The sequence below is a fragment of the Kineosporia sp. A_224 genome (assembly GCF_002198655.1).
Classification (GTDB): Bacteria; Actinomycetota; Actinomycetes; order Actinomycetales; family Kineosporiaceae; genus R-H-3.
Window position 1 is genome coordinate 1 of sequence record NZ_MWLN01000219.1, and the last position, 22,796, is coordinate 22,796.

Below are 22,796 nucleotides of genomic sequence, written 5' to 3' on the forward strand. Positions count from 1 at the left end.
CCCCACCCCCATCCCCGGCCTGCGCTCGACCCGGCCGGCGTACACGTTCTCCCCGCCGAGCACGACGCCGAGCACGCCGGCGGTCGCGGCCTCGGGCCGCCCTGCGTTCGGGCTCGGGTGCCGGGCGCCGTCCGCACGCAGCACCCGCCAACCGGACGCCATCGACCCGCCCACCACCGGCGCCGCAGCGACGGTGAGCAGCCCGGTGACGCGGGCCGGCACGAGGTTGACCAGGTCGTCGAAGCGGGCGCTGACCCGGCCGAAGCGCAGGTACCGCGGCGACGTGTAGCCGACCATCGCGTCGAGGGTGTTCGCGGCGCGGTATGCGAGCAGCCCGGGCACACCGGCGACGGCTCCCCACAGCAGCGGTGCCACCGCCGCGTCAGAGGTGTTCTCCGCCAACGACTCCACGGTCGCCCGCGCCAGGTCACCGACGGACATCTGCGAGGGGTCGCGAGCGCACAGGTGCGAGAGCCGGGCCCGGGCCCGCAGCAGCGCGGCCTCCCCCACCCCGGCGTCGGTCTGCGCGGCGCCGTCGGCCTGTTCGGCCTGCGCGGCGTCGAGCAGGCCCGCCATGACCTGCCCCTCGCGGGCCAGGCTCGTCCCGCCGAGCACGGCCCACGTCGCGACCGCCGTGACCGCGACGCGGGCGAGCGGCCGGCCCGTCGTCACCCGCTCGGCGGCGACCCCGAGCAACCACGGGACGCCGACGGCGACCGTCGTGAAGACCGCGCCCGGCGCGACGGCGTCCGCGTGCAGCCTGCGTTCGAGGGCCTGTGCGGCCCGCCCGAACCCGGCGACCGGGTGGTACCGGCGGGGGTCGGCGAGCAGCGCGTCCGCGGCGACTCCGAGCGCGAGGCCGAGGGGACGGGCGGCGGCGAGGCTGAGCGGCACCCGCCGATCCTGCCCGACCCGCCGCCCGCCCCGGCCACCGGCCTCGGTCAGCGGGCGCCGGCCCCCACGAGCTCACGGGTGTCGAGAACCGCCTGACCCTCGTCGTCCTCGTCGTCCTCGTCCTCGTCGAGGTCGTCGTCCTCCTCGTCCGGGTCGAGCGGCGGGAAGGCGGCGTAGACCGGCAGGGCGGCCAGCGCGGGGACCCCCGACCCGGCCTCCTCGCCGAGGATCACGGGCAGGTCGGCGACCTCGGCCTCGAGACTGGCCACGGCCGCCTCGACCTCGGCCGCCGCCGTTCCGCGGGACCGCTCGAAGGTCGCCGTCCCCCAGGCGAGGTCCGGCCCGAGCGTCTCCGCGGTGATCTTCACGTCGCTGCGGCGGCCGCCGTCCTGGCCGGTCCACTGGTCGGTGCGCAGCCGGCCCTTGACGATGATCCGGTCCTTGACGCGCACGGACTGCTCGGCGTTCACCGCCAGCGCCCGCCAGCACGTCACCGTCGCCCAGGTCTCGGCGCCGTTGACCCAGGAGCCGGTGGCGCGGTCGAACCGGCGCTCGGTCGAGACGAAGCGGAAGCTCAGCAGCCGGGTGCCGTTGTGGGACTTGACCTCCGGGACGGTCGCGACGACGCCGGTCAGGGTCACGTGGGTCTCGTTCATCTCATCCTCCTCCGCCCGGCGCGGTGCCGGGTCGATGGAGGAAGTCCACCCCGGACGACCGACGTCGCGCTCGGGCGGACGCCGCGCCTGTGGACAGTGGGACGAACGGCGGAACTGTGGACGGGTCGAGGCCGACCGGGCGTCCGGACACGTTCGTACGACAGGGATCCCGGGTGGACCGGTCAGCAGGTCAGCGAGCGGACTCGAGCGCCTGCCGCGCGGCCCGGTGGTCGGCGAGGACCTCCGCGACCGGCGAGACGACGTGCTCGAACGCGACCGCGGAGACCGCCTGCCGCAGCAGCGCCGCGACCCGGGCCCGACGGCGCCGGGCCCCGACGCGGACGGCCCACCTCGCCCCGAGGGCGAGCAGCAGCCCGCCCACGAGGCCGCCGTAGAAGAGCCACGACGGCACGTAGAAGGGCCCGAGACGGGGAGCGCCGAAACGGCCCAGGGCCGCGAGGACGAAAAGGTAGAGGAACCAGCCTGTCCCGGCGACCAGCGCCGCAGCGAGCAGGTACTGGACGACCCGCACGACCGACCACCACGGCGGCGGTGCGTACTCGAGGTCGACGGACATGACGGCACCGTCGAGCGCCTCGGCCAGGTCCGCCCCGGGCGCCGTCGACGCCTTGCGCACGGCGTCGCCCCAGCGGGCGGGCAGCGCGTTCGCCGCCGAGGACGTCACGGCCCGGACGGCGATCTCGACCCGGGCCTGCTGCGACGGCGACATGGCCGGCAGCGAGCGCCGGGTCAGCCGGCGCAGCTCGCTCTCCGCCTCGCCGAGACGCAGCTTGCGCAGCGGGTCCGGGCGCAGAGCGTGCCACCAGCGCACGAGCGGCCAGCCGACGAGGGCACCGGCACGGCGCCGGTAGTCGGTCTCGACGGCGTTGAGGACGACGGGCAGGCCGGCGGCCGCGGCGAGCGCCCCGACGAGCTCGTCGGCGCCGTCGAGGGCACGCGCGTCCGGCTCGGTCGGCGACAGGCTCTTCTCGAGCGCCTCACGGGCGCCGTCGAGGTCGGCAGCGGCACGCTGCGCCGTCGTCGCCTGCCGACGGACGACGTCCGACAGCACGGTGCGCAGGTCCTCGACACCGTCGCCGCGGGTCGCCGACGTCGCGACGAGCTTGACCGGGCCGAGCCCGTCGGCGTCGAGCAGCCGGCGCAGGTCGGTCAGGCAGGTCTCGGTGCCGGCCGGGCCGAGCTTGTCGACCTGGTTGAGCACGATGAGCATGACCGACTCGTGTCCCACGAACTTGCGCAGATAGTTCGCGTGGAGCACCTCGTCCGCGTACTTCTGCGGGTCGACGACCCAGACGAGCAGGTCGCACAGGTCGACGAGGCGGTCGACCTCGAGCCGGTGCGTGACGTTCGTCGAGTCGTGGTCGGGCAGGTCGAGCAGGACGAGACCGTTGAGCGCCGCCTCGCGCTGCCCGTCGAGCACCGACTCGCGCGCCGTCCGGTGCCGGCCCGGGACGTCGAGCCAGTCGAGGAGCGGGTCCGCGGTGTCCGTGCCCCAGACGCACGCGACCGGCTTGCCGGTCGTCGGGCGGCGCGCGCCGACGTCCGACAGGTCCATCCCCGCGAGCGCGTTGAAGAGGCTCGACTTGCCGCTGCCGGTCGCGCCGGCGAGGGCGACGACGGTGTGCCGGGAGCCGAGCCGCATCCGCTCGCCGGTGCGCTCGAGCGCGTGCCGGGCCTGGGCGACCGCGGCCGGCGCGAAGCGGTCGCCGCCGACCTTGAGCGCCTGCTCGACGGCCTCGACCCGGGCGGCGATGTCCGGGGCGCCGCGACGTCGTCCGCCGGAACGGCCGGACGACGCCCGCTCGGCCGCAGGCTCCGCGCCCGACGGCTCGTCGGTCGGGCTGCTCGCGGGCAGGGTCGTCGGTCCGCTGCTCACCGCGCCTCCTCGAGAGCGCCGACGGCGGCCCGGAGCCGGTCACCGGCATCGTGCAGGACCCCGGCCGCGTCGAGGACACCGACGATGCGGGCCCGCTCGGACTCCATGAGCGCGTCGACGCGGGACACGAGGTCGGCGTGCGCCTTCGCCGTCAGCGTGCGGACCGCCTGCTCGCCGAACACCGCGACGAGCATCCGGTTCGCCAGCGCTGCGGTGCCCGCGGCCGCCTCGGAGTCGTTGCCGTCGCCGAGGGTGTGGCTGAAGACGACGAGGGTGAGGATCGCGGCGGTGCCGTCGACACCGAGCGAGAGCGCACGGGCGGTGAGCCGGCGGCTCTGCCCCTCGACCTCGACCAGGTCGACGACCCCGGCGTGCCACTCGGCGACGGCCCGTGCGAGCCGGACCTCGAAGTCCGGCGCGAGCGTCGTCGTCGTCGCGGCCCGCTCGATGAGCGCGGCACCGGCCGGGATCGCCCGCCAGCCGAGCACCGACTGCTCGAGCGTCGCCTGGGCGGCGGCCCGGACGATCGCCTGGACGCCGGTCTGGAGGGCCTCGCCGAGCGGCTCGACCGGCGCCGGCCGACCGCGCAGCGACGCGGTGATCCGGTCCCGGATCCGGCCCATGCTCGACTCGAGCGTCCGCATGAACTCGCCGGTGCCGACCCACTCCTGCCACCGGGCGAGGACCTCGCCGCGCAGGATCGTGCCGTCGGAGAGGCGATCGCGCAGGACGCCGGTGTTCTCGGCGAACGTGGCCTGGAGCGACTCGCGCAGGGCCGCGTCGGCGTCCCGCTGGGCGTCCGCGGCGTCCGCGACGACGTAGACCCGCTCGCGGAGGCTGTCGAGCGCCCCGGCGAGGGTTCGCCGGACGATGACGTCCCGGGACCGGGCGTCCTTCGCGAGCCGCTGCAGCCAGGTGAGGAGCGGCTTGACGACGGCGTCGGGGAGGAACCCGTCGGTCAGGCGCGCCTCGGGGATGGTGAAGAGCGGGGACGACGCGAGCCCGCGGTCGCGCAGGAGCGTCGCCAGGTGGGTGCGGACCTCGCGGATCGAGTCGCGAGGGACGCGGTCGAGGATCACGGCGACGGACGCACCCCGGTCGGACGCCGTCCGCAGCATCTCCCACGGGACGGCGTCCGAGTAGCGCGAGGCCGTCGTCACGAAGAGCCAGAGGTCCGCGGCGGCGAGCAACTGGACGGCGAGCTCACGGTTGGTGTCGACGACCGAGTCGATGTCGGGTGCGTCGATGATCGCCAGACCTGCCGGGACGCCCTCGTGCGGCACGAGCCGCAACGCGGTGATCCGCGGCGCGTCGACGTCGATCGGCTGGATCGGCTCGGGCGCCTCCGCGGTGACCCGCGCGAGGTTCGGCAGGATCCGCTGCGAGAGGAACGCGCCGGAGTCGTACGGGTGGTGCACGAGGACGGGCGAGCGGGTCGTCGGCCGGAGCACGCCGGACCGCGTGACCTCCTTGCGCACCAACGAGTTCGTGAGCGTCGACTTGCCCGCACCGGTCGAGCCGCCGATGACGGCGAGCAGCGGTGCGTCCATCCGGCGCAGCCGCGGGAGCAGGTAGTCGTCGAGCTGCGCCTGGAGCCGCTCCCGGTCGACGCGCGACCGGTCGACGTCCTCGACGACGAGGGGCAGGTGCAGCGCCGAGACCGCCTCGCGCAGCCGCTCGCTGGACTCGAGGATCCCGGGGTGGTCGAGGACCGGCGGCGGGCCCGCGGGGGCGACACCGACGGGCGGGGTCGCGGCGGGTGCGGGTGCGGGTGCGCGACCGGACGGCGGCACGACCCCCGTTGCCTGCTCATCTGTTGCCGGCGCGGTCTCCGCGGCAGCCGGAGCGGTCGGTTCGGTGGCCGGCGGGTCGGTCGCGACCGGAGCCTCGGCGGGCGCTGCGGCGTCACTGAGGGTGCCCGCCGGTGACGGCTCGCGGACGGCGTCAGCCTGCGTGTCCACGCGTCCCCTTCCCGTGCATAGCGGTGCTCCCTCGGGCCAGGGAGCGCGCGCCGGCCGTGACGAGACGACGTCGGCCGTGCTCACGCACCTGCCGACCGGCCCCGTCACGACGCTTCGGACCGCGCCCCGGAGGCTCATCTTGCCAAAGCGCGACGGTATCCGTGCATCGGATCATCGGGCATCCCACGGCGACCATCACATTCCGTCACATAGCACCCCGCATGATCACAACTCCAGCCTTACTCGCGACGCACAGTCACCATCGATCCGCCTCGTCGGCCAGATCCCGCGCGGGCTGTAGCCGCGATCCACGCCATGACCACCCCATGCCCGTTCCCGGGCCGTTCACTCCACGGCGGCGTCCCCACGGTCCCGGCGCCGGCGTCCACCACGGCCGGCCTTCCGTCGCCCGCCCACGCCACGGCCGCTTCGTGGCAGCATTGCGGAGGGCCGGGGGCGGGTCGACCGCCGGCGGCCCGGGCGCCCGTAGCTCAGTGGACAGAGCAGCGGACTTCTAATCCGATGGTCGCAGGTTCGACCCCTGCCGGGCGCGCTCCTGACCAGCGGGTTTGCCTCAAACCGTTGCTTCGCGGCAGCGAACGTGACACGAATTGCTCCGATGCCGTCCGTCTCAATCGTCCCACCAACTCACTGGGATCGCGGATGGACAGGACGGTGGAAGCGACCGAGATCAGCGGCGCGCGGGACCACCCGTCGCGGTGGCCGGCATGGGAGGATGGGCCACGAGGGAGGTGGTCACCGTGAGCACGACGCCGCATCAGTCCTGGCCGGTGCCGGCCGAGGACGTCGTCCCGACCGAGGAACTCGTCCGGCGGGCCGGCGCCAAGCCGTTCACCTCGCTCGCCGACCTGCCGGGCAGCGATCCGTTCGCCGGCGACGAGGAGTACGACGCTTTCCTGACCGACCTCTACGTCTCTCGCCGCAGCGACGTCGCCTGAGCGGTCGTCAGGCTCCGTGGACCTCGTCGTCATCGACACCGACGTCGCATCTTCCATGTTGCGACGGCGTACGCCGGAGTCGATGCTCCGACAGCTGAACGGCCGCATCCTCGCCGCGAGCTTCGTGACCGTGGGCGAGCTGACCAAGTGGACCCTGCTGCGTAGCTGGGGCCCGTCCCGGACCGCCTCAATGGAGGCGTTCCTCGACCAGCTGGTCGTGCTCCCCTACGACTCGCAGGTCGCCAAGATCTGGGGCCAGCTCCAGGCCTACGCCCAGCTGCGCGGCCGACCACGGCCGGTCAACGACAGCTGGATCGCCGCATGCTGCCTCGCGCGAGGACTCCCCTTGGCGACGTTCAACCTCAAGGACTTCACGGACTTTGCGGAGCACGAAGGACTCGTCCTCATTTCGTGACCGCTTCTCGGACAGACGGAGACGCCGTGGTCGACAAGACGGCCGTGTGGGAACGCATCCGGCGCTACGCCGGATCCGATTTCAGGACGGCCACGGACCTTCCGTTCACGTACGCCGTGCCAGGCAACTTCCTGCGCATCGCACGCGAGGGGCGTGAGATCAACCGCTCCCTGTCACGGACGAACTTCGAGAAGGCGATGGACGCCATGCCGGCGGCGGCCCCTTCAGACTTCTCGGATCGTCAAGGTCCTTCGACTACTCGAGGTCGGGCACATTCACGCTGAGCTTGGGTCGCACTAGCCTGTTCGTCGTGGACGGTCGCACCGGGACAAGCGAAGCACCCGGCACACGCCGCCTTGCCCTGCGATCCGCCGGCATCGGTGCACTGATCGGTGTCGTTGCAGCGCTCCTGCTCACCTACCTTCCGCCGATGCTCGAAGGCACACAAGGCGAGGAAGCGCTCACCCCGCTGGTCGTTTTCAGCATCGTGCTCGTCCCCCTCTTCGCCGGCGCCAGCGCCCTGCTGGCGATCCTGGCCCGCTCCAGAGAGCCGAGAGGCCAGGCGCGATCGCTGCTGGCTCTTGGCGCCTTCCTCGTCTTGGTCGCCCTGGTCTGGCAGACCTGGGCAGTGCTGACCGGAGCCCCCCGAATCGTCTAGGCCGGCGGAACGCCCGCGGCGCGCATCTGCCTCGCCGTGGCAGCACCTACTGCGCACAACCTGATCAAAGTCAGGCAGCCGAACATCCCTTCACGCACGCGGCATCGACCCGAACTGACACACCCCAACGGCACGAGTCGGGCCGGAGGCCCGCCGGCGGCTCGGCATCGCCGACTGACCGCCGCGCTCGCCGTGAGCCGACAGGTCTCCCCACGAGCAGCCACCAAGGGATCAAACGTGGCGCGGCGGCGAACCTGACGCCTGGACCCCTGCTCTGGCCACGTCCGCCGCCCGCGACACGGTGGCGCCCCTCGCCGGCCGGAACCCGCGCGCGATCATCCAGATCCCCAGCACCATCTCCTGCAGGGCCAACGGCAGGACCAGCAGGTTGAGCGTGGCCGAGCTCGGGCCGATCACCGCGTACGCCGCGAGCACGTAGGCGGCGACGTAGAACGGGATCCCGGCAAGGCCCCAGACCGCGATCCAGCGGGGGACGATGCCGGACCTGTAGAGCAGCGCGTAGAACATGACGCCGCCGAGGCAGAACACCAGCGCGGTCACGGTGTTCATCGCGTCGAAGTCGACCATCAGCATGCCCAGTCGTACGCCACCCGCGGTGGCCGTGCCCTCCCCCGCCGCCAGGACGTCGCCCACCGGGACCAGGAGCAGCAGGGCGGTCGCGCTGATGATGTAGCAGGCCGCCTCGACGGCTCCGCGCACCGTGAGGTAGCCGATGGCCAGGACCTCGTCCACCCGGCGCAGGACCGGGAAGAGCACCACCGGGACGAACACGAGCGCCATCCCCATGACGAGAACGAGCAGGGCGCCCGTCACGACGAGGTCGCGGTGCTCGGCGGCGTAGGCCAGCGGGTCGTCCGCATCACGGACCGGGAACTGCACCAGGACCTTGCAGAGGACGCCGGACACCGTCCCCACGATGTACAGGATCCCGGCCGTGACGGCGGCCGTCTTGTGCTCTCTCATGTCGTCCTCCCCGGGTCGGGCGGGCCCGGGGCGACACGTGGTGCGGCAGCATCGCCCTCAGTCGTCCCTGATGGACGCCGCCCGACACATCCGTCCTACGGCGTCCGTGCCCCTCGCGGAAGGACCGAGACGTCCCTCGTGTCCTGACTGCACGGAGCACCGGAGGCACGACGCCGAGGCAGCGAGCGACCTACCATGCCGCGGATGGGGACCAGGGCGCTGCGGGGGACGGCCGGCGTCGACGCGGGGCCCATGGCGGTGGCCAACGAGGGCGGCCACCTGGTCGTCGTGGCCCCGGTCTGCCACGGGAAGCTCACCGACGTCTTCGTCACGTTCGGGAACGACGTCGCCCACCCGCTGGTGTGGCACCACGAGGACGTCACGCACGACCTGCGGGTCGACCTCACCGCTCCGGGCGAGGGGTGGCAGGGGCCGACCCTGCCCCTGTCACCGACGGCGACGTACTCCGTCGGCAGCGGCCACGACGTCGTCTTCGACAAGGACTTCATCGGTTCCGACGTGTGGGCGTCCGGCCGCCGCTTCACGGGTGCCGAGGTCCTGGCGCTGCCCGCGGACCAGGTGATCGCCGCCGGGAGCGTGCCGCCGACGTCCGGCCCGACGGCACGACCGGGGCCCCGCGGATGACCCGGGCGGCGTTCGACGCGACCGCCTGCTGACCGGTCACCCCCGCAGGCGCTCGAGCCCGTCGAGGACGAGGTCGAGCCCCACCTCGAACGACGCCGCAACCTGCCGTCCCCTTCGCAGCCGTCGGCGACGTGCTTACGCCCCTGCGCGACGCCCCGGCCGGCGCGGTCGTCGTCGACGCAACGAACCCGGTCGGCCCGGGGCTCACCCACGGCCCGGGCTCGACCACCTCGGGCACGCAGCACGTCGCCTCGCTCGTCCCCGGTGCCGCCGTCGTCAAGGCCTTCAGCGTCTACGGCTTCGAGAACCTCGACCCGGTGCCCACCGGGCCCGGCCCCCGGGCCGGTCATGTTCCACGCCGGCGACGACCGGACGGCGAAGGACCGCGTCCGACACCGACGACACAGGAGCCACCGTGCCCACGAAGATCACGTTCATCGACGACAACCCCGCGGACGCCGACGCCTTCGAGCGCGGCTACGCCGCCGGTCACCTCGACCTGGTCCGCGCCCTCCCCGGCGTCGTCCGGGTGGAGGCCTCGAAGGCGCGGCCCACGGAGGACGGCTCCCCCACGCCCGCCTACCGGATGGTCGACGCCTGGTTCGACGACTACGACCGGGCCGTCGCCGCGGTGCAGGGCCCCGCGGCCGGAGCCCTCTTCCCCGCCGTCTTCGGGCTCGCGACGGGCGGTGTCAGGATCGTCTTCAGCGACGTCGAGGTGGGCGAGTGACGGGTGCCGGGTGACGAGAGCCCTCCCGGCCGTTCGGTCCGTTCTGCTCCCGGGCACTTCCGCCGGCGCGATCATCCCGTCTAGCCTCCACTCCATGTGGGGGCGCTCGGGGCGGCTCTCGGCACCGGCGGGCGTGCGCCCGGGCCCGGTGCCGTCGTCCGCACGCCCGGCGCCGGCCGACGGGGTCTCGTCCGTCTCGGACGTCGGCCGCTCGCTCCGCCTCCCCGCCTTCGTCGGCGTGAGCATCCTGCTCGGGGTCGGCGCGCACTCGCTCGTCGAAGGCTCGCTGCCGGAGCCCGGACTGCTCGCCGCGGCGGTCGTCGCCGTCCTCGCCGTCGCCCTCCTCGGGCGCGGCCGTGAGCGCTCCTTCGAGGCGATCGCCGCACTGCTCGTGCTCGGCCAGGCGGCCGTGCACGCCGTCCTGTGCCTGTGCCACTGCACACCGGGGACAGCGGCCGCGACGTTCGTCCGCACCCTCCTCAGCCCTGGGGACGGATCGACCGCCGCCCGGGCCACGGACCCGTGGCTCGCCGCCGGGTCGCACGGCGCGCACGCCGCCTCCGCGCTCGCGGGCGCCGACGGCGCGGGCTACCTCGCACACCTCTACCCCGGGCACGCGATGCTCCTCGTGCACCTGCTCGCCGCCGGCGTCGCCGCCTGGTGGCTGCGGCAGGGCGAGGCCGCGGTCTGGGCCGCGGCCGGCTGGGTCTGGCCGGCCCTCGAGACCCTTCCCGTCGTCCGGACGACCGTGCCCGGCCCCGCCCCCCGGCGCTGGGCCGACGCGGCCGTCCGCGTCCTGCAGGACCAGGTCAGCGCCGTCCGCGCACACCCACGGCGCGGCCCGCCGCTGCGCGCCCTCGTGCCGAACGCCTCCGCCGTCGCCTGACGGGACAGGGGACGCCGGCACCCGCCGCCCTCTGTCCCGGCGATCGAGCGCGCGCGACCCCTGGTCGACGCGGCCGCTCGGAAAGCGTTGTGCGCCATGCGAACCCTGACTGCAGCACCCCCGGAACCGCCACCGGCCGAGCCCGGCACCGACGGCTCGCTCCCGCTGAGCCGGTTCATCGACCGCTACGCCGTCGCCGACCTCGTCACCGTCCTCGCGGGCGAGGCGGGCCACGGCTACCCGGACGACCTCGAGGCCGCCGCTCTCGTCATCTTCGAGAGCGTCGTCGACGCCGTCCTCACCGTCCCGCTCGCCGCGACCCTGGCCCACGGCCCGGCGAGCCGCGGGCCCGACGAGTGGTCCAGCGGCCTGTCGCTCGAGGCGACCCGACTGCTCCTCGACGACGCCCTGCACCTCGACGGGCTCTGGCCCGTCCCGGCGTGGGGCAGGGACGCCGACCGGTCCCGGCCCGACCGGGTCATCCGGCTCCTGGTCGACGCCTTCACGCCGTACGTCGACGGCGGCGCGGACACGCTCCGTGCCCGCGTCGACGCCCGGGTGACGGCGCTCGCGCACATCCCGCACGCCGGCGCCCTGGCCAGCACCGGCTGATCCCGCACGTCCGCCGACGCGGCGGCACCGGTTCGCCCCCGGTCGCCGTCGCACGCCCGCCCGGGCTGTCGGCGGAGAACGGCGCCCGGCCACCCTCGCCGGGGCGCCGAACGGGTGCCGCGCGGGACGTCTCGCCCGGGACGTCCCGCGCGGCCCCGCACCGCCGTCGGTACCCTGCGGCACACCCGCCGGACGACGTCCGGCCCGCCGAAGGAGCCCCGTGACCGCATCCGACACCCCGCGTGCGCCGCTGCGGGTCGACCGCGAACGGCTCTGGCAGAACCTCATGCGGCTCAAGGAGATCGGCGGCTACGACGACGGCGCGACCGGGCTGCGCGGTGTGCGGCGGCTCGCGCTGACGGACGAGGACGCGCAGGCCCGCCGGCTCGTCGTCACGTGGATGGAGGAGGCGGGGCTGCGGGTCCGGGTGGACCGGATCGGCAACGTCTACGGCGAGCGCGCGGGCGAGGACCCGGCCCTGCCGTGCGTGCTCGTGGGCAGCCACATCGACACGGTCGCCACCGGCGGCGCGTTCGACGGCACGCTCGGGGTGCTCGGCGGCATCGAGGTCGTCCGGGCGCTGGACGCCGCGGGCATCCGCACCCGGCGCCCGGTCGAGGTCGGCTTCTTCACCGAGGAGGAGGGCGTCCGGTTCGGCACCGACATGCTCGGCTCCGCGGTCACCGCCGGCCGGATCGACCTGGCCCACGCGTACGCCCTCACCGACGCCGACGGGGCGACGGTCCGCGACGAGCTCGTCCGGATCGGGTTCGACGGGTCGGCGCCCGAGGTCCGGCCCGTCCCGCACGCCTACGTCGAGTGCCACATCGAGCAGGGCCCGATCCTCGCGGCCGCGGGCGTCGACATCGGCATCGTCACCGGGGTGCAGGCCATCTCCTGGCAGCGGCTCACCCTGCACGGCGAGGCCGCCCACGCCGGGACGACGCCGATCGAGGCCCGGGCGGACGCCGGGCTCGCGGCGGCCGAGGTCGTCGTCGAGATCCGCCGGATGTGCGACAGCGGCACCTTCGGGCGGCTGCGCGGCACCGTCGGCACCCTCGCCCTGAGCCCGGCCCAGACGAACGTCATCCCCGCCGGGGCGGTCCTCACCGTCGACCTGCGCAACCCGGATGACGCCCTCATGGCCGCCGCCGAGACCCACCTCGGCGCCTTCGTCGACGCCCTGCACGACCGGCACGGCGTCAGCGCGACCTGGGAGCGGATGGCCCGGACCGCCGTGGTGCCCTTCGACGACAGCGTCCAGGACGTCATCGCCGCGAGCGCCGACGCGCTCGGCCTGCCCTACGTGCGCGCGATGTCCGGTGCCGGGCACGACGCCCAGGAGATCGCCGCGACGTGCCCGACCGCGATGGTCTTCGTCGCCGGCGAGCACGGCGGCATCAGCCACACCCCGCGCGAGTACTCCCGCCCCGAGGCGTGCGGCAACGGGGTCGACGTCCTCGCGAACGCCGTCCTCGCCCTCGCCGGGCCGGTCGTGACGGCATGACCGCCGGCGACCTCGGCACCCGGCTGCGCCGCTGGCGGCACGCCCTCCACGAGCACCCGGAGACCGCGTTCACGGAGCGGTGGACGAGCGACTACCTCGCCGCCGAGCTCGAGGCGCTCGGGCTCGTCGTCACCCGCGGCCTCGGCGGCACCGGGCTCGTCGCGACGCTGCGGCGCGGGGCCGGGGGCGCCGGCGCGTCGGGCACCGGCGCGATCGGGCTCCGCGCGGACATGGACGCCCTGCCGCTCCACGAACGCGGCGACCTGCCGTACCGGTCGCGCACCGACGGCGTCATGCACGCCTGCGGGCACGACGGCCACATGGCGATGGTGCTCGGGGCGGCGCACGTCCTCGCGACCGAGGGCGGCTTCGCCGGGACCGTGCACCTCGTGCTCCAGCCCGCCGAGGAGCCCGGCCGGGGCGCGGACGCGATGATCGCCGACGGGCTCTTCGAGCGGTTCGGCATGGACATGGTCTTCGGGATCCACAACACCCCGGGGCACCCGGCCGGCCGGCTGAGCACCCGGTCCGGGCCGGTGATGGCGAGCGAGGACAACTTCGAGATCCGGGTCACCGGCCGCGGCGGCCACGCCTCGCAGCCGCAGATGGTCGTCGACCCGCTCGTCGTCGGCGCCGAGATCGTCCTCGCGCTGCAGACCGTCGTCGCGCGGGCGGTGCCGCCCTCCGAGGCCGCGGTCCTGTCGTGCACCGAGTTCGTCACGGACGGCGCGCGCAACGCGATCCCCGGGCACGTCGTCGTCCGCGGCGACACGCGCAGCTTCTCCCCCGCCGTGCAGGACCTGCTGGACCGCCGGATCCGCGAGGTCGCGCACGGGATCTGCGCAGCGCACGGCGCGACGTGCGAGGTCACGTACACCCACGAGTTCGCGCCGACCGTGAACCACCCGGACGCGACCGCCCTGGCCGTCGCCGCCGCCCGGCTGACCGTGCCCGAGGACCTCGTCGACGCCGACGTCGCACCCTTCATGGGCAGCGAGGACTTCGGCGTGCTCGGGCGCGCCGTCCCCGGCTGCTTCGTGTTCCTCGGCAACGGCGACGAGCCCGGTGCGGGCGGGAACCCGTTGCACAGCAGCGACTACACGTTCAACGACGACGTCCTGGAGACCGGCGTGCGCTTCTACGCCAACCTCGTCCGCACGGCCCTCCCCGAGGCGGGCGCATGACGCACGCGACGTGGGCGGCCCACCACCGGGACCCGGCCTGGACCTGCCCGGCGCCCGCCCCCGAGGTCCTCGCCTTCCACCGCGCCCTGCCCGGGTACGCCCCGACCCGGCTCGTCGACCTGCCGGACCTGGCCCGCGAGCTCGGGGTGGGGCACGTGCTCGCCAAGGACGAGTCGGACCGCCTCGGGCTGCCCGCCTTCAAGGCGCTCGGCGCCTCCTGGGCGGTCCACCGTGCCGTCCTCGGCCGGACGGCGGAGCGCGGGTCGGCGGACCACGGGGCGACGACGCCGCTCACCCTCGTCACGGCCACCGACGGCAACCACGGCCGGGCGGTCGCCCGCTTCGCCCGCACCCTCGGGCACCGGGCGCACGTCGTCGTACCGGACGGCGTCCACGCCGCGGCCGTGCAGGCGATCGCCGACGAGGGCGCGACGGTCACGGCCGTCGCGGGGTCGTACGACGACGCCGTCGCCGAGGCCGCCCGGTACGCCGCGGCCGACCCGGACGGCGCCGTCCTCGTCCAGGACACCGCCTGGGAGGGCTACGAGGACGTCCCGCGGTGGATCGTCGACGGCTACTCGACGCTCTTCGCCGAGGTCGACGACCAGCTCGCGGCGGCCGGGCTGCCGGGCGCTGACGCCGTCCTCGTCCCGACCGGGGTCGGCTCGCTGCTGCAGGCGGCGCTGGCCCACTACCGCAGCGACCGGGCCGCACCGGGCACCGCCGTCGTCTCGGTGGAGCCGGTCGGTGCCGCGTGCGTGCTCGCGAGCGTCGCCGCCGGCCGGCCGGTGGCCGTCGACACCGGCACGACGATCATGGCCGGGCTCAACTGCGGCACCATGTCCACGCTGGCCTGGCCGTACGTCGAGCACGGTCTCGACGCGTCCGTCGCCGTCACCGACGGCGCCGCCGCGCGGGCGGCCCGCGACCTGCACGACCTCGGTGTCCCGGCCGGCCCGTGCGGCGCCGCACCGCTCGCGGCGCTGCGGACCCTCGCCCGGGACGGGACGGACGACGCGACGGACCGCCGCGCGCACCTCGGGCTCACCCCGGCGAGCGTCGTCGTCCTCGTCGTCACCGAGGGCGCCGAGGCCAACCCCCAGACCGACGGACCGGAGCCCCGATGACCCTGACGATCCGCGTCACGCCGTCCGACCACCCGCTGCCCGCCGGGCAGCGGTCCGCACGGATGACCGACCCCGGGTTCGGCCGGGTGTTCACCGACCACATGGTGACGATCCGCTGGACCCGCGACCGCGGCTGGCACGACGCGGAGCTGCGCGCCTACGGGCCGCTCGCCCTCGACCCGGCGGCGGTCGGGCTGCACTACGGCCAGTCGATCTTCGAGGGGTTCAAGGCGTACCGGCACCCCGACGGCAGCGTCGCCGCGTTCCGTCCCGAGGCGAACGCCCTGCGGTTCCAGGCGTCCGCGCGCCGGCTGTGCCTGCCCGAGCTGCCGGTCGACAGCTTCGTCGCGGCCGTCGACGCGCTCGTCCGGCAGGACCGCGAGTGGGTCCCGCAGGACCCGCTGCAGAGCCTGTACCTGCGCCCGTTCATGCTCGCGACGGAGACCCTCCTCACGGTGCACCCGGCGGACGAGGTGCTCTTCGTGCTCATCGCGTTCCCCGCCGCCGACTACTTCCCGCGCGGGGTCGAGCCGGTGCACGTCTGGGTCACGCAGCAGTACGTCCGGGCGTCCCCCGGCGGCACCGGGGCCGCGAAGTGCGGGGCGAACTACGCCGCCGGGCTGCTCGCCCAGGTCGAGGCCGCCGAGCAGGGCTGCGACCAGGTGGTCTGGCTCGACGCCGTCGAGCGGCGCTGGGTCGAGGAGCTCGGCGGGATGAACCTCTACTTCGTGCACGGCTCCGGTCCCGGGGCGCGCGTCGTCACCCCCCGGCTCACCGGCACCCTTCTCCCGGGCGTGACCCGGGACTCGCTCCTGACGATCGCGGCCGACCTGGGGCACCCGGTCGAGGAGTCCCGGGTGGCCCTGGACGACTGGCGCCGCGGCTGCGCCGACGGCACCCTCACCGAGGTCTTCGCGTGCGGGACGGCGGCGGTCGTCACCCCGGTCGCGTCGGTGCGGACCCCGGACGACGCGTGGACCGTCGGCGACGGCACTCCCGGACCCGTGACGATGCGGCTGCGCGAGGCGCTCCTCGCCGTCCAGACCGGCCGGGCACCGGACCCGCACGGGTGGCTGCACCGCGTCGACTGAGGCCGCCCGCGCAGCGACCGGGCTTGCGCCTCCCGGGCGACCGGAGGCCGCTCCGCCCTGCACGATGATCACCGCTTGCGATACTGGACGCGTCGAAGCGGTCGGGGAGGGGCGGTACGGGCTCGTGCGGATCACCGTCCTCGGGGTCGTCGAGGCCTTCGACGACGCGGGGACGCCGCTCCCGCTGCCCGCCGGGAACGCGACGGTCCTGCTCCTCGCGCTCGCGGTGTCGGCCGGGCGCCCGGTGCCCGCGGGCCGGCTCGCCGACGTCCTCTGGGGCGCCGCCCCGCCCGCGACGGCCGGCAACGCCGTCCAGGTGTACGTCCGCCGGCTGCGCCGCCGCCTCGGCGACGACGCGGTCGTCACGGCGGCCGACGGCTACGCGCTCGGCCCGGCCGTCGAGGTCGATCTCCCGCACGTCGAGGCGCTGCTCGCCGAGGCTGCCCAGGCCCGCCGGAGCGGCGCCGGGGACCGGGCCGTCGAGCTCCTCGATGCGGCGCTCGAACGCTGGCCGGGACCGCTCGGCGGGGTCCACGGCGACGCACCGTGGCTGCTCGCCGAGCGCAGCCGGCTCGAGGCCGCCCGCGAGCAGGCCGTCCTGGACCGGCTCGACGCGCTCGTCGGCATCGGCCGGCCGGGCGAGGCCCTGCCGGACCTGCTCCCGCTCGCGGCGACGCACCCGCTCGACGAACGGCTGCAGTCGCTCCTCGTCCTGGCGCTCGCGGCGGCCGGACGGCGCGACGAGGCGCTCGCGGCCTACCGCAGGGTCCGGACGGCGCTGCGGGAGGAGCTCGGGCTCGACCCGGGCGACCTCCTCGAGGACGCGCACGCGGTGGCCCTGCAGGCGCCCGCCGGGAGCCGGCCGGCCGGACGCGGCGCGGCCCCCTCCCCGATGCACCCGATCGTCGGCCGCGAGGACGACCTGGACGCCGTCCGCGACCTGCTCCTCGGGGACGCCCGGCTCGTCACGGTGACCGGGCCGGGCGGGGTCGGCAAGACCCGGCTCGCGCTGGCCCTCGCCGCGCAGCTCGCGCGGTCCTTCGACGACGGTGCCGTCTGGGTGCCGCTCTCCGAGCTCACCGACCCGGCCGACGTGCCCGCCGCGATCGGGTCCGCCCTCGGCCTGTGGGACGTCGGCCCCGACGTGCTCGACGTCGTCGCCGCCCACCTGCGCGACCAGCACCTGCTGCTCGTCGTCGACAACCTCGAGCACCTGCCCGCCGCGGCCCCGGTCGTGACCAGGCTGCTCGCCGCGTGCGAGGGCCTGCGGTGCCTCGTCACGAGCCGCACCGTCCTGCGCGTGCACGGCGAGCACCAGCACGCCCTCGCCCCCCTCGCCGTGCCGGACGACGTCCTCGGCCCCGCCGAGCGGCTCTTCTGGAGCCGGGTGCGCGCGGTCCGCAGCGACCTGCCGGCCGACCCGGGACCGCACCGGCCCGCCGTCCAGGAGATCTGCCGCAGCCTCGACGGGCTCCCGCTGGCCCTGGAGCTCGCGGCGGCGCGTGCCGCCGTCCTGCCGCTCGTCTCGATCGCTGCGCAGCTGCGCGCCGCCCCCGCCGACCTGCAGGCCACCGGCGTCGCCGCGGCCGACCCCGCCGACCGGCACCGCTCGCTGCGCGAGCTGGTGCGCTGGAGCACCGACCTGCTCCCGGCACAGGACCGTCGCCTGCTCGGCCGGCTGTCGGTGTTCCGCGGCGGCTGCACCCTCGACGCCGCGGTCGCCGTCGGCGACCACGACGGCAGCTTCGGCGGCCGGGTCGTCGACGTCGTCGCCGAGCTGCGGGACGCGAGCCTGGTGACCCTCGACGGGCAGGACCCGTCCCGGCTGCGGATGCTCGTCATGATCCGCGAGTGCGCGCAGGACCTGCTGCCGCCGCAGGACCGTGGACCGCTGCAGCGGGCGCACGCCCGCCACCTCGCCGACACCCTCGCCGCGACGATGGACGACCGGCCCCGGCACATCGCGTCCGTCGCGCAGGCCCGGGCCGGCGCGGCCGAGCTCGACAACCTGAGGGCCGCGCTGTCGGCGGCCCGGGACGCCGGGGACACCCCGCTGCTCGCCGACCTCGTCGCCGCGCTGGCCCCCGTCGGCGACGTCTCCGGCCGGGCCGGCGAGGTCGTCGGCTGGCTCGACGTCGTCGACGCCGCACCCGGCCGGGCGGTGCTGCCGGCCGCGCGCAGCTGCGACCTGCACCTGTGGCGCAGTCGGCTCGCCCGGGACGTCGGTGCCGCCGGCCGCGGGCTCGAGAGCGCACAGGCCTCGCTCGCGGCAGCCCGCGAGAGCGCCGACCCCGAACGGGTCGTCATGGCCCGGATCCTCGTCGCGTACTGGCTCGCCTACGCCGGTGACCCGCAGGCCCTCGCGCACGAGGACGCCGTCGCCGCGCACCTCGCCACGGCGGCCGGCCCCGGCACCGGGATGCTCCTCGCGCTGCTCGGCATGGTCGCCCTCCAGCGCGGGGCGCACGACACGGCGACGGACCGGCTGCAGCAGGCGCTCGTCCTCATGCGCGACCTCGACGAGGAGCTCCACGAGGCGACCGCGGTCGGCTGGCTGTCCGAGGTCATGCTGCTCAGCGGGCGCGGTCCGGAGGCGGTCGCGCTGCTCGCCCCGTGGGACTTCGCCGCGCTCGCGGACGTCGCCCCGCACCTCGTCGCCTACCCGCTGGGGAACCGGGTCACCGCGGCCCTGCTCACCGGCGACCCGGCGCGGGCGGCCGCCGACCTGCCGCTCGCCCTCGACCTCGCCGAACGCGGCGAGGACGTCGTCCTGCGGCTCGACGTCGTCCGCGCCGTCGTCGCCGTCGCCGCGGGCGCCGGCGCCTGGGCCGACGCGCTCCACCTGCTCGCCGGGTTCGCCCGGCACGCCGAGCCGCTGCGGGCGGCGCTCGAGGCGTCGTCCGGCGAGCTCGTCGTCGCCGGGATCGCGGACCGGGCCGCGGCCGCGCTGCCCGGGCCCGTCGCCGAGGCCGCCCGCCGGGCCGGCGCGGCCGCCGACCTGGCCACGCTGTGGCGGACGGCGCGGCGCGTCGTCCGCGAGCACCTCGCGCCCGGTCCTCCCTCGCGCTGAGCGCCCGGCGCCGCGGGTTCAGCGCCGGTTCAGCCACGCCCCCCAGGATCGGCGGGCCCCACGAAACCGTCGTCGGGGCCGGGTTCACGGGGGACCCGGCCCCGCGCGACGGCGGCCAGGGCCGGCGGGGGGCCGGCAGGGGGTGCGCACCGCCGTCCTCGCCCCTGCGGCGGCGGTGCCGGGCACGTCCGGCCGCGGCCCAGAACCCGCGCGCCGGGCGTGTTCCTGCCTGTGCCCTCGTCGATTCGGGGGAAACCTCCCCCGGGTGCGTGCGCCGCCGGCGATCTGCTCCGTACTCTCGACACGGCACGGTGCCGGTCCGGGCCAGGGGCAGGAAGGGGCGACCCGTGGGGTCACGCACGGGGCGACGACCAGGGCGGGTCGTCGCCGGGCTCGGCGCGCTCGCCGTCGCGGTGTGCGCCCTGCTCCTCCCGGCGGCCCCGGCCGCCGCGCACGCCGGGATGACGCCGGACGCACCCTTCTACCGCTCCGTCGTCACGGGGATCGCCCCGCAGGTCCCCGGCCTCGTCGTGAGCGTGGAGCGGACCGGCGAGACCGTCACGGTGACGAACGGCACCGGGCGGGCCGTCGAGGTCACCGGAGTCAGCGGCGAGCCGTTCCTGCGGTTCGGCCCGCAGGGCGTCGAGGAGAACACCGCGTCGCTGACGTCCCGGCTCAACGCCGTGCGCGTCCTCGGTGCCGCGCCGGCGCCGCCGCCGTCCGCGACGGCCGTCGTGTGGAAGCACGTCAGCGACGACGCGACGTACACGTGGTCCGACCACCGCACGCACTGGATGTCCCGGCAGCGCCCGCCCAAGGTCGCCACCGACCCCGGCAACCCGCACCCGGTCTCGACCTGGAAGATCCGGATGACCGTCGACGGCACGCCCGTCACCGTCGAGGGCGCCCTGTCCTGGGCGGGGGCCTCGGCCACCGCGGGCTGGCTCGCGCCCTCCGTCGTCGGCGGCCTCGTCCTGCTCGCCCTCGTGGCCGTCGGCCTCGCCGTCCGGTCCCGGACCGGCCGCCCGTGACCGGCCGCGCAGCCCCCGCGAGGCCGGCCCGGCGCGCGGTCGCCCTGCTCGCGGCCGTGGTCGCCGCACTGGCCTGGCTCGTCGCCGGCGCCCCTGCTGCGTCCGCGCACGCGAACCTCAGGCTCACCGAGCCCGTCCAGGGCAGCCGGGTCGAGACCGCGCCGACCGCCGTCACGCTGCGGTTCTCCGAGGGGGTCGGCCTGTCCGACCGGTCGGTCCAGGTGCTCGACGGCAACGGGCGCCGGGTCGACACCGGGCCGCCGTCGCACCCGGACGGCGCCGGGGACGTCGTCACCGTCCGGCTCCAGGGCGGCCTCTCCCGCGGGACGTACACGGTCGTCTACCGGGTCGTCTCCGCGGACAGCCACCCGATCGCCGGCACCTTCTCCTTCGGTCTCGGCGTGCAGCCGGGCGCGGTCCGGGCCGACGTCGCGGCCGCCTCGCCGGACACCGTCGCCGTCCACGGCGCCGCCCGTGCGCTCTCCCTCGCAGGTGCCGCGGGCCTCGTCGGGGGCGTCGTGTTCTGCGTCGCCGTCTGGCCGGCCGGCACCGGCTCGCGGCGGGCGCGCTCACTCGTCACCGCGTCGTGGTGGGCCTCCCTCGGCACGACGCTGGCCCTGTTCGTCGTCCAGGGCCCCTACGGCGCGGGCCTGTCGCTCACCTCGCTCCTCGACCCCGACCTCGTCGGGACGACCCTGTCCACCCGGTACGGGCAGCTGCTGCTCATGCGCCTGGTCCTGCTCGCGCTCGCGGTCCCGCTGCTGCGCCGGCTCGACGGGGACCGCACGGTCGTCGCGCCGCTCGCGGGCCTCGGCGGGATCCTGCTGCTGACGTTCTCGCTCGCCGAGCACGCCGGCCAGGGCCGGCTCGTCCCGCTCGCGGTCGCCGCGGACGCGTTCCACGCCGGCGCGGCGTCGGTGTGGCTCGGCGGCCTCGCGACGCTGCTGCTCGTCGTCCTCGTCCGCCCGGCGCCGGGCGACCCGCGACCCGACCTGTCGGCCGTGCTCCCCCGCTGGTCGCGGACGGCGGCCGGCGCCGTCGCCGTGATCGTCGGCACCGGGCTCTTCCAGGCGTGGCGCGAGGTCGGCGAACGGGCCGCGCTCACCGGGACGACGTACGGCCGCCTCCTGCTCGCCAAGGTCGCCCTCGTCGTCGTCATGCTCGTCGTCGCGGCGAGCGCCCGCTCGCTCGTCACCCGGCTCGCCGGCCGCGGCCCGGACACCGCGCAGACCGCGCTGCGGGTGCGCTCCCGGGTGGCGACCGAGGCCGTCGTCGGCGTGCTCGTCCTCGCGGTCACGGCGACGCTCGTCGGCACGGTGCCGGCCCGGGACTCGTTCGACACGCCCTTCTCCAGGACACTGAAGGCCGTGGACGTCGAGGGCAAGGAGATCACCGTGCTGCTCGACCTCGACAGCACCCGCTCCGGCCTCACCGCGATGCACGTCTACACGTTCACCGACTTCGGCGACCCGCTGCCCTTCGAGTCGGCGACGGCGTCGCTGACGCAGAAGGCGGCGGGCCTGGGCCCGGTGCGCGTCGACCTGCCGGTGCTCACGCCCGGGCACGGGACGACGGACGCCGTCGTCATCCCGGCCGCCGGCGCCTGGTCGGTGTCGGTCCGGGTGCTCACCGACGCGACGACCGCCTACATCGCGACGACGACGATCGACGTCCGCGGATGACGCCCGCGGACCCCTGCGCAGGAGAGCCGATGCCCGCCCCGTCCCGCCGTTCCCGCAGCGCCCGCCGTGCCGGCGCGGTCGCCGCGCTGACCCTGGCCCTCGCGGTCGTCGCGGGCCCGGCCGCCGCGCACGTCACCGTGAGCGCCGACGACGACCGCCGCGGCGCGCAGGACGTGCTGCTGACCTTCCGGGTGCCGAACGAGGCGGACGACTCGACGACCGTCAAGGTCGAGGTCAAGCTGCCGTCGAGGACACCGCTCGGCTCGGTGCTGCCGGCGCCCGTGGCGGGCTGGACGGTGACGACGAGCGAGGTCGACCTCGACGCGCCGGTCACGACGGACGACGGCGCGATCACCCGCGGCGTCGCGACCGTGACGTGGACCGCGGACAAGGGCACGAAGGGGATCCCGGTCGGCGGGTTCCAGGCGTTCCAGCTCCTCGTCGGGCCGCTGCCGGACGCCGACAGCCTGGCCTTCCCGACGGTCCAGACGTACGCGAACGGGACGAGCGAGAGCTGGGTCGACCCGGTGACCGACCCGGCGAACCCGCCGGAGAGCCCCGCGCCGCGGCTCACGCTGCGGGCCGCGGCCGACGGCGAGGCCGCCGGGGCGGGGACGGCGGCGTCCGGCACGTCGGGGGACGCCGCGGGGGACGCTGCCGGAGGCGGCTCCGGCGACGGGCCGGGGGCGTACGGGATCGCCGGCCTCGTGCTGGGTGCGGTCGGTGCCGTGCTCGGCGCGGTCGCGTTCTGGCGCACCGGGCGCCGGTCCGCGTGACGTCGTGGTGAAGTCGTCGTGGTGAAGTCGT

At 75.7% G+C, this 22,796-nt stretch carries 21 protein-coding genes and 1 tRNA gene; 17 read left to right on the top strand and 5 right to left on the bottom strand.

What is annotated here, in order from left to right; genetic code table 11:
- The 4 genes from EDJALFJO_RS28425 to EDJALFJO_RS28440 all read right to left on the bottom strand — a co-directional run.
- The coding region (locus tag EDJALFJO_RS28425; RefSeq protein WP_088289700.1) for a CobD/CbiB family cobalamin biosynthesis protein at positions 1-894 on the bottom strand (894 nt) is incomplete at its 3' end.
- Between the two features lie 47 nt (positions 895-941).
- On the bottom strand, positions 942-1,550 hold the full coding sequence (locus EDJALFJO_RS28430) for a single-stranded DNA-binding protein (RefSeq protein ID WP_088289701.1): 609 nt from the start codon (positions 1,548-1,550) through the stop codon (positions 942-944).
- Between the two features lie 190 nt (positions 1,551-1,740).
- On the bottom strand, positions 1,741-3,447 hold the full coding sequence (locus tag EDJALFJO_RS28435) for a GTPase (RefSeq protein ID WP_088289702.1): 1,707 nt from the start codon (positions 3,445-3,447) through the stop codon (positions 1,741-1,743).
- Positions 3,444-5,408 (bottom strand): dynamin family protein, encoded by a 1,965-nt coding sequence (locus EDJALFJO_RS28440; RefSeq protein WP_198950730.1) that lies wholly within the window; start codon positions 5,406-5,408, stop codon positions 3,444-3,446. Before EDJALFJO_RS28440 ends, EDJALFJO_RS28435 begins: the two co-directional genes overlap by 4 nt.
- 480 nt (positions 5,409-5,888) lie before the next feature.
- On the opposite strand from EDJALFJO_RS28440, the gene EDJALFJO_RS28445 reads away from it, so the two are divergent.
- The 5 genes from EDJALFJO_RS28445 (at position 5,889) to EDJALFJO_RS28460 (ending at position 7,440) form a co-directional block, all read left to right on the top strand.
- Positions 5,889-5,961 (top strand) — tRNA-Arg (locus EDJALFJO_RS28445).
- 208 nt (positions 5,962-6,169) lie between these two features.
- Positions 6,170-6,367, top strand: a complete 198-nt coding sequence (locus EDJALFJO_RS28450) for a hypothetical protein (protein WP_088289760.1) — start codon at positions 6,170-6,172, stop codon at positions 6,365-6,367.
- A gap of 16 nt (positions 6,368-6,383) precedes the next feature.
- A complete protein-coding gene (locus EDJALFJO_RS28455) occupies positions 6,384-6,782 on the top strand; it encodes a type II toxin-antitoxin system VapC family toxin (protein ID WP_088289704.1) in 399 nt (132 codons plus the stop codon).
- Between the two features lie 26 nt (positions 6,783-6,808).
- Positions 6,809-7,066, top strand: a complete 258-nt coding sequence (locus EDJALFJO_RS33800; RefSeq protein WP_143448840.1) for a hypothetical protein — start codon at positions 6,809-6,811, stop codon at positions 7,064-7,066.
- Positions 7,067-7,092: 26 nt separating this feature from the next.
- Entirely contained in the window at positions 7,093-7,440 is a 348-nt protein-coding gene (locus EDJALFJO_RS28460) for a hypothetical protein (RefSeq protein WP_143448841.1), read from the top strand.
- Positions 7,441-7,671: 231 nt separating this feature from the next.
- Here the strand turns inward: EDJALFJO_RS28460 and EDJALFJO_RS28465 are convergent, their stop codons facing one another.
- Positions 7,672-8,424 carry a DUF4386 domain-containing protein gene (locus EDJALFJO_RS28465; RefSeq protein WP_088289706.1) on the bottom strand — a complete coding sequence of 251 codons (753 nt, stop codon included), beginning with the start codon at positions 8,422-8,424 and terminating at the stop codon, positions 7,672-7,674.
- Positions 8,425-8,628: 204 nt separating this feature from the next.
- Here EDJALFJO_RS28465 and EDJALFJO_RS28470 point away from each other — a divergent pair, with 204 nt between their 5' ends.
- The 12 genes from EDJALFJO_RS28470 (at position 8,629) to EDJALFJO_RS28520 (ending at position 22,765) form a co-directional block, all read left to right on the top strand.
- The gene (locus EDJALFJO_RS28470) at positions 8,629-9,069 is read left to right on the top strand and encodes a hypothetical protein (protein WP_088289707.1); all 441 of its coding nucleotides are present in this window, start codon (positions 8,629-8,631) and stop codon (positions 9,067-9,069) included.
- A 415-nt stretch (positions 9,070-9,484) separates the two neighbouring features.
- Complete coding sequence (locus EDJALFJO_RS28475) at positions 9,485-9,799, top strand: EthD family reductase (protein ID WP_088289708.1); 315 nt, start codon at positions 9,485-9,487, stop codon at positions 9,797-9,799.
- 94 nt (positions 9,800-9,893) lie between these two features.
- Positions 9,894-10,685: a hypothetical protein gene (locus tag EDJALFJO_RS28480; protein ID WP_143448842.1), complete on the top strand. Its 792-nt coding sequence runs from the start codon at positions 9,894-9,896 to the stop codon at positions 10,683-10,685.
- Positions 10,686-10,781: 96 nt separating this feature from the next.
- Positions 10,782-11,297, top strand: a complete 516-nt coding sequence (locus EDJALFJO_RS28485) for a hypothetical protein (RefSeq protein WP_088289710.1) — start codon at positions 10,782-10,784, stop codon at positions 11,295-11,297.
- A 220-nt stretch (positions 11,298-11,517) separates the two neighbouring features.
- Positions 11,518-12,804, top strand: coding sequence for a M20 family metallo-hydrolase (locus EDJALFJO_RS28490; RefSeq protein ID WP_088289711.1), 1,287 nt, complete (start codon positions 11,518-11,520; stop codon positions 12,802-12,804).
- Positions 12,801-13,988 carry an amidohydrolase gene (locus tag EDJALFJO_RS28495; protein ID WP_088289712.1) on the top strand — a complete coding sequence of 396 codons (1,188 nt, stop codon included), beginning with the start codon at positions 12,801-12,803 and terminating at the stop codon, positions 13,986-13,988. The genes EDJALFJO_RS28490 and EDJALFJO_RS28495 overlap by 4 nt, the downstream gene beginning before the upstream one ends.
- On the top strand, positions 13,985-15,115 hold the full coding sequence (locus tag EDJALFJO_RS28500; RefSeq protein WP_088289713.1) for a diaminopropionate ammonia-lyase: 1,131 nt from the start codon (positions 13,985-13,987) through the stop codon (positions 15,113-15,115). Before EDJALFJO_RS28495 ends, EDJALFJO_RS28500 begins: the two co-directional genes overlap by 4 nt.
- Positions 15,112-16,206, top strand: coding sequence for a branched-chain amino acid aminotransferase (locus tag EDJALFJO_RS28505; protein ID WP_088289714.1), 1,095 nt, complete (start codon positions 15,112-15,114; stop codon positions 16,204-16,206). The genes EDJALFJO_RS28500 and EDJALFJO_RS28505 overlap by 4 nt, the downstream gene beginning before the upstream one ends.
- A 124-nt stretch (positions 16,207-16,330) precedes the next feature.
- On the top strand, positions 16,331-19,276 hold the full coding sequence (locus EDJALFJO_RS28510) for a BTAD domain-containing putative transcriptional regulator (RefSeq protein WP_158220597.1): 2,946 nt from the start codon (positions 16,331-16,333) through the stop codon (positions 19,274-19,276).
- Positions 19,277-19,623: 347 nt separating this feature from the next.
- The gene (locus EDJALFJO_RS34605; RefSeq protein WP_158220598.1) at positions 19,624-20,307 is read left to right on the top strand and encodes a hypothetical protein; all 684 of its coding nucleotides are present in this window, start codon (positions 19,624-19,626) and stop codon (positions 20,305-20,307) included.
- The gene (locus EDJALFJO_RS28515) at positions 20,304-21,989 is read left to right on the top strand and encodes a copper resistance protein CopC (protein WP_158220599.1); all 1,686 of its coding nucleotides are present in this window, start codon (positions 20,304-20,306) and stop codon (positions 21,987-21,989) included. Before EDJALFJO_RS34605 ends, EDJALFJO_RS28515 begins: the two co-directional genes overlap by 4 nt.
- 29 nt (positions 21,990-22,018) lie before the next feature.
- Positions 22,019-22,765: a YcnI family protein gene (locus EDJALFJO_RS28520; protein ID WP_158220600.1), complete on the top strand. Its 747-nt coding sequence runs from the start codon at positions 22,019-22,021 to the stop codon at positions 22,763-22,765.
- The last annotated feature ends 31 nt before the right edge of the window (positions 22,766-22,796 follow it).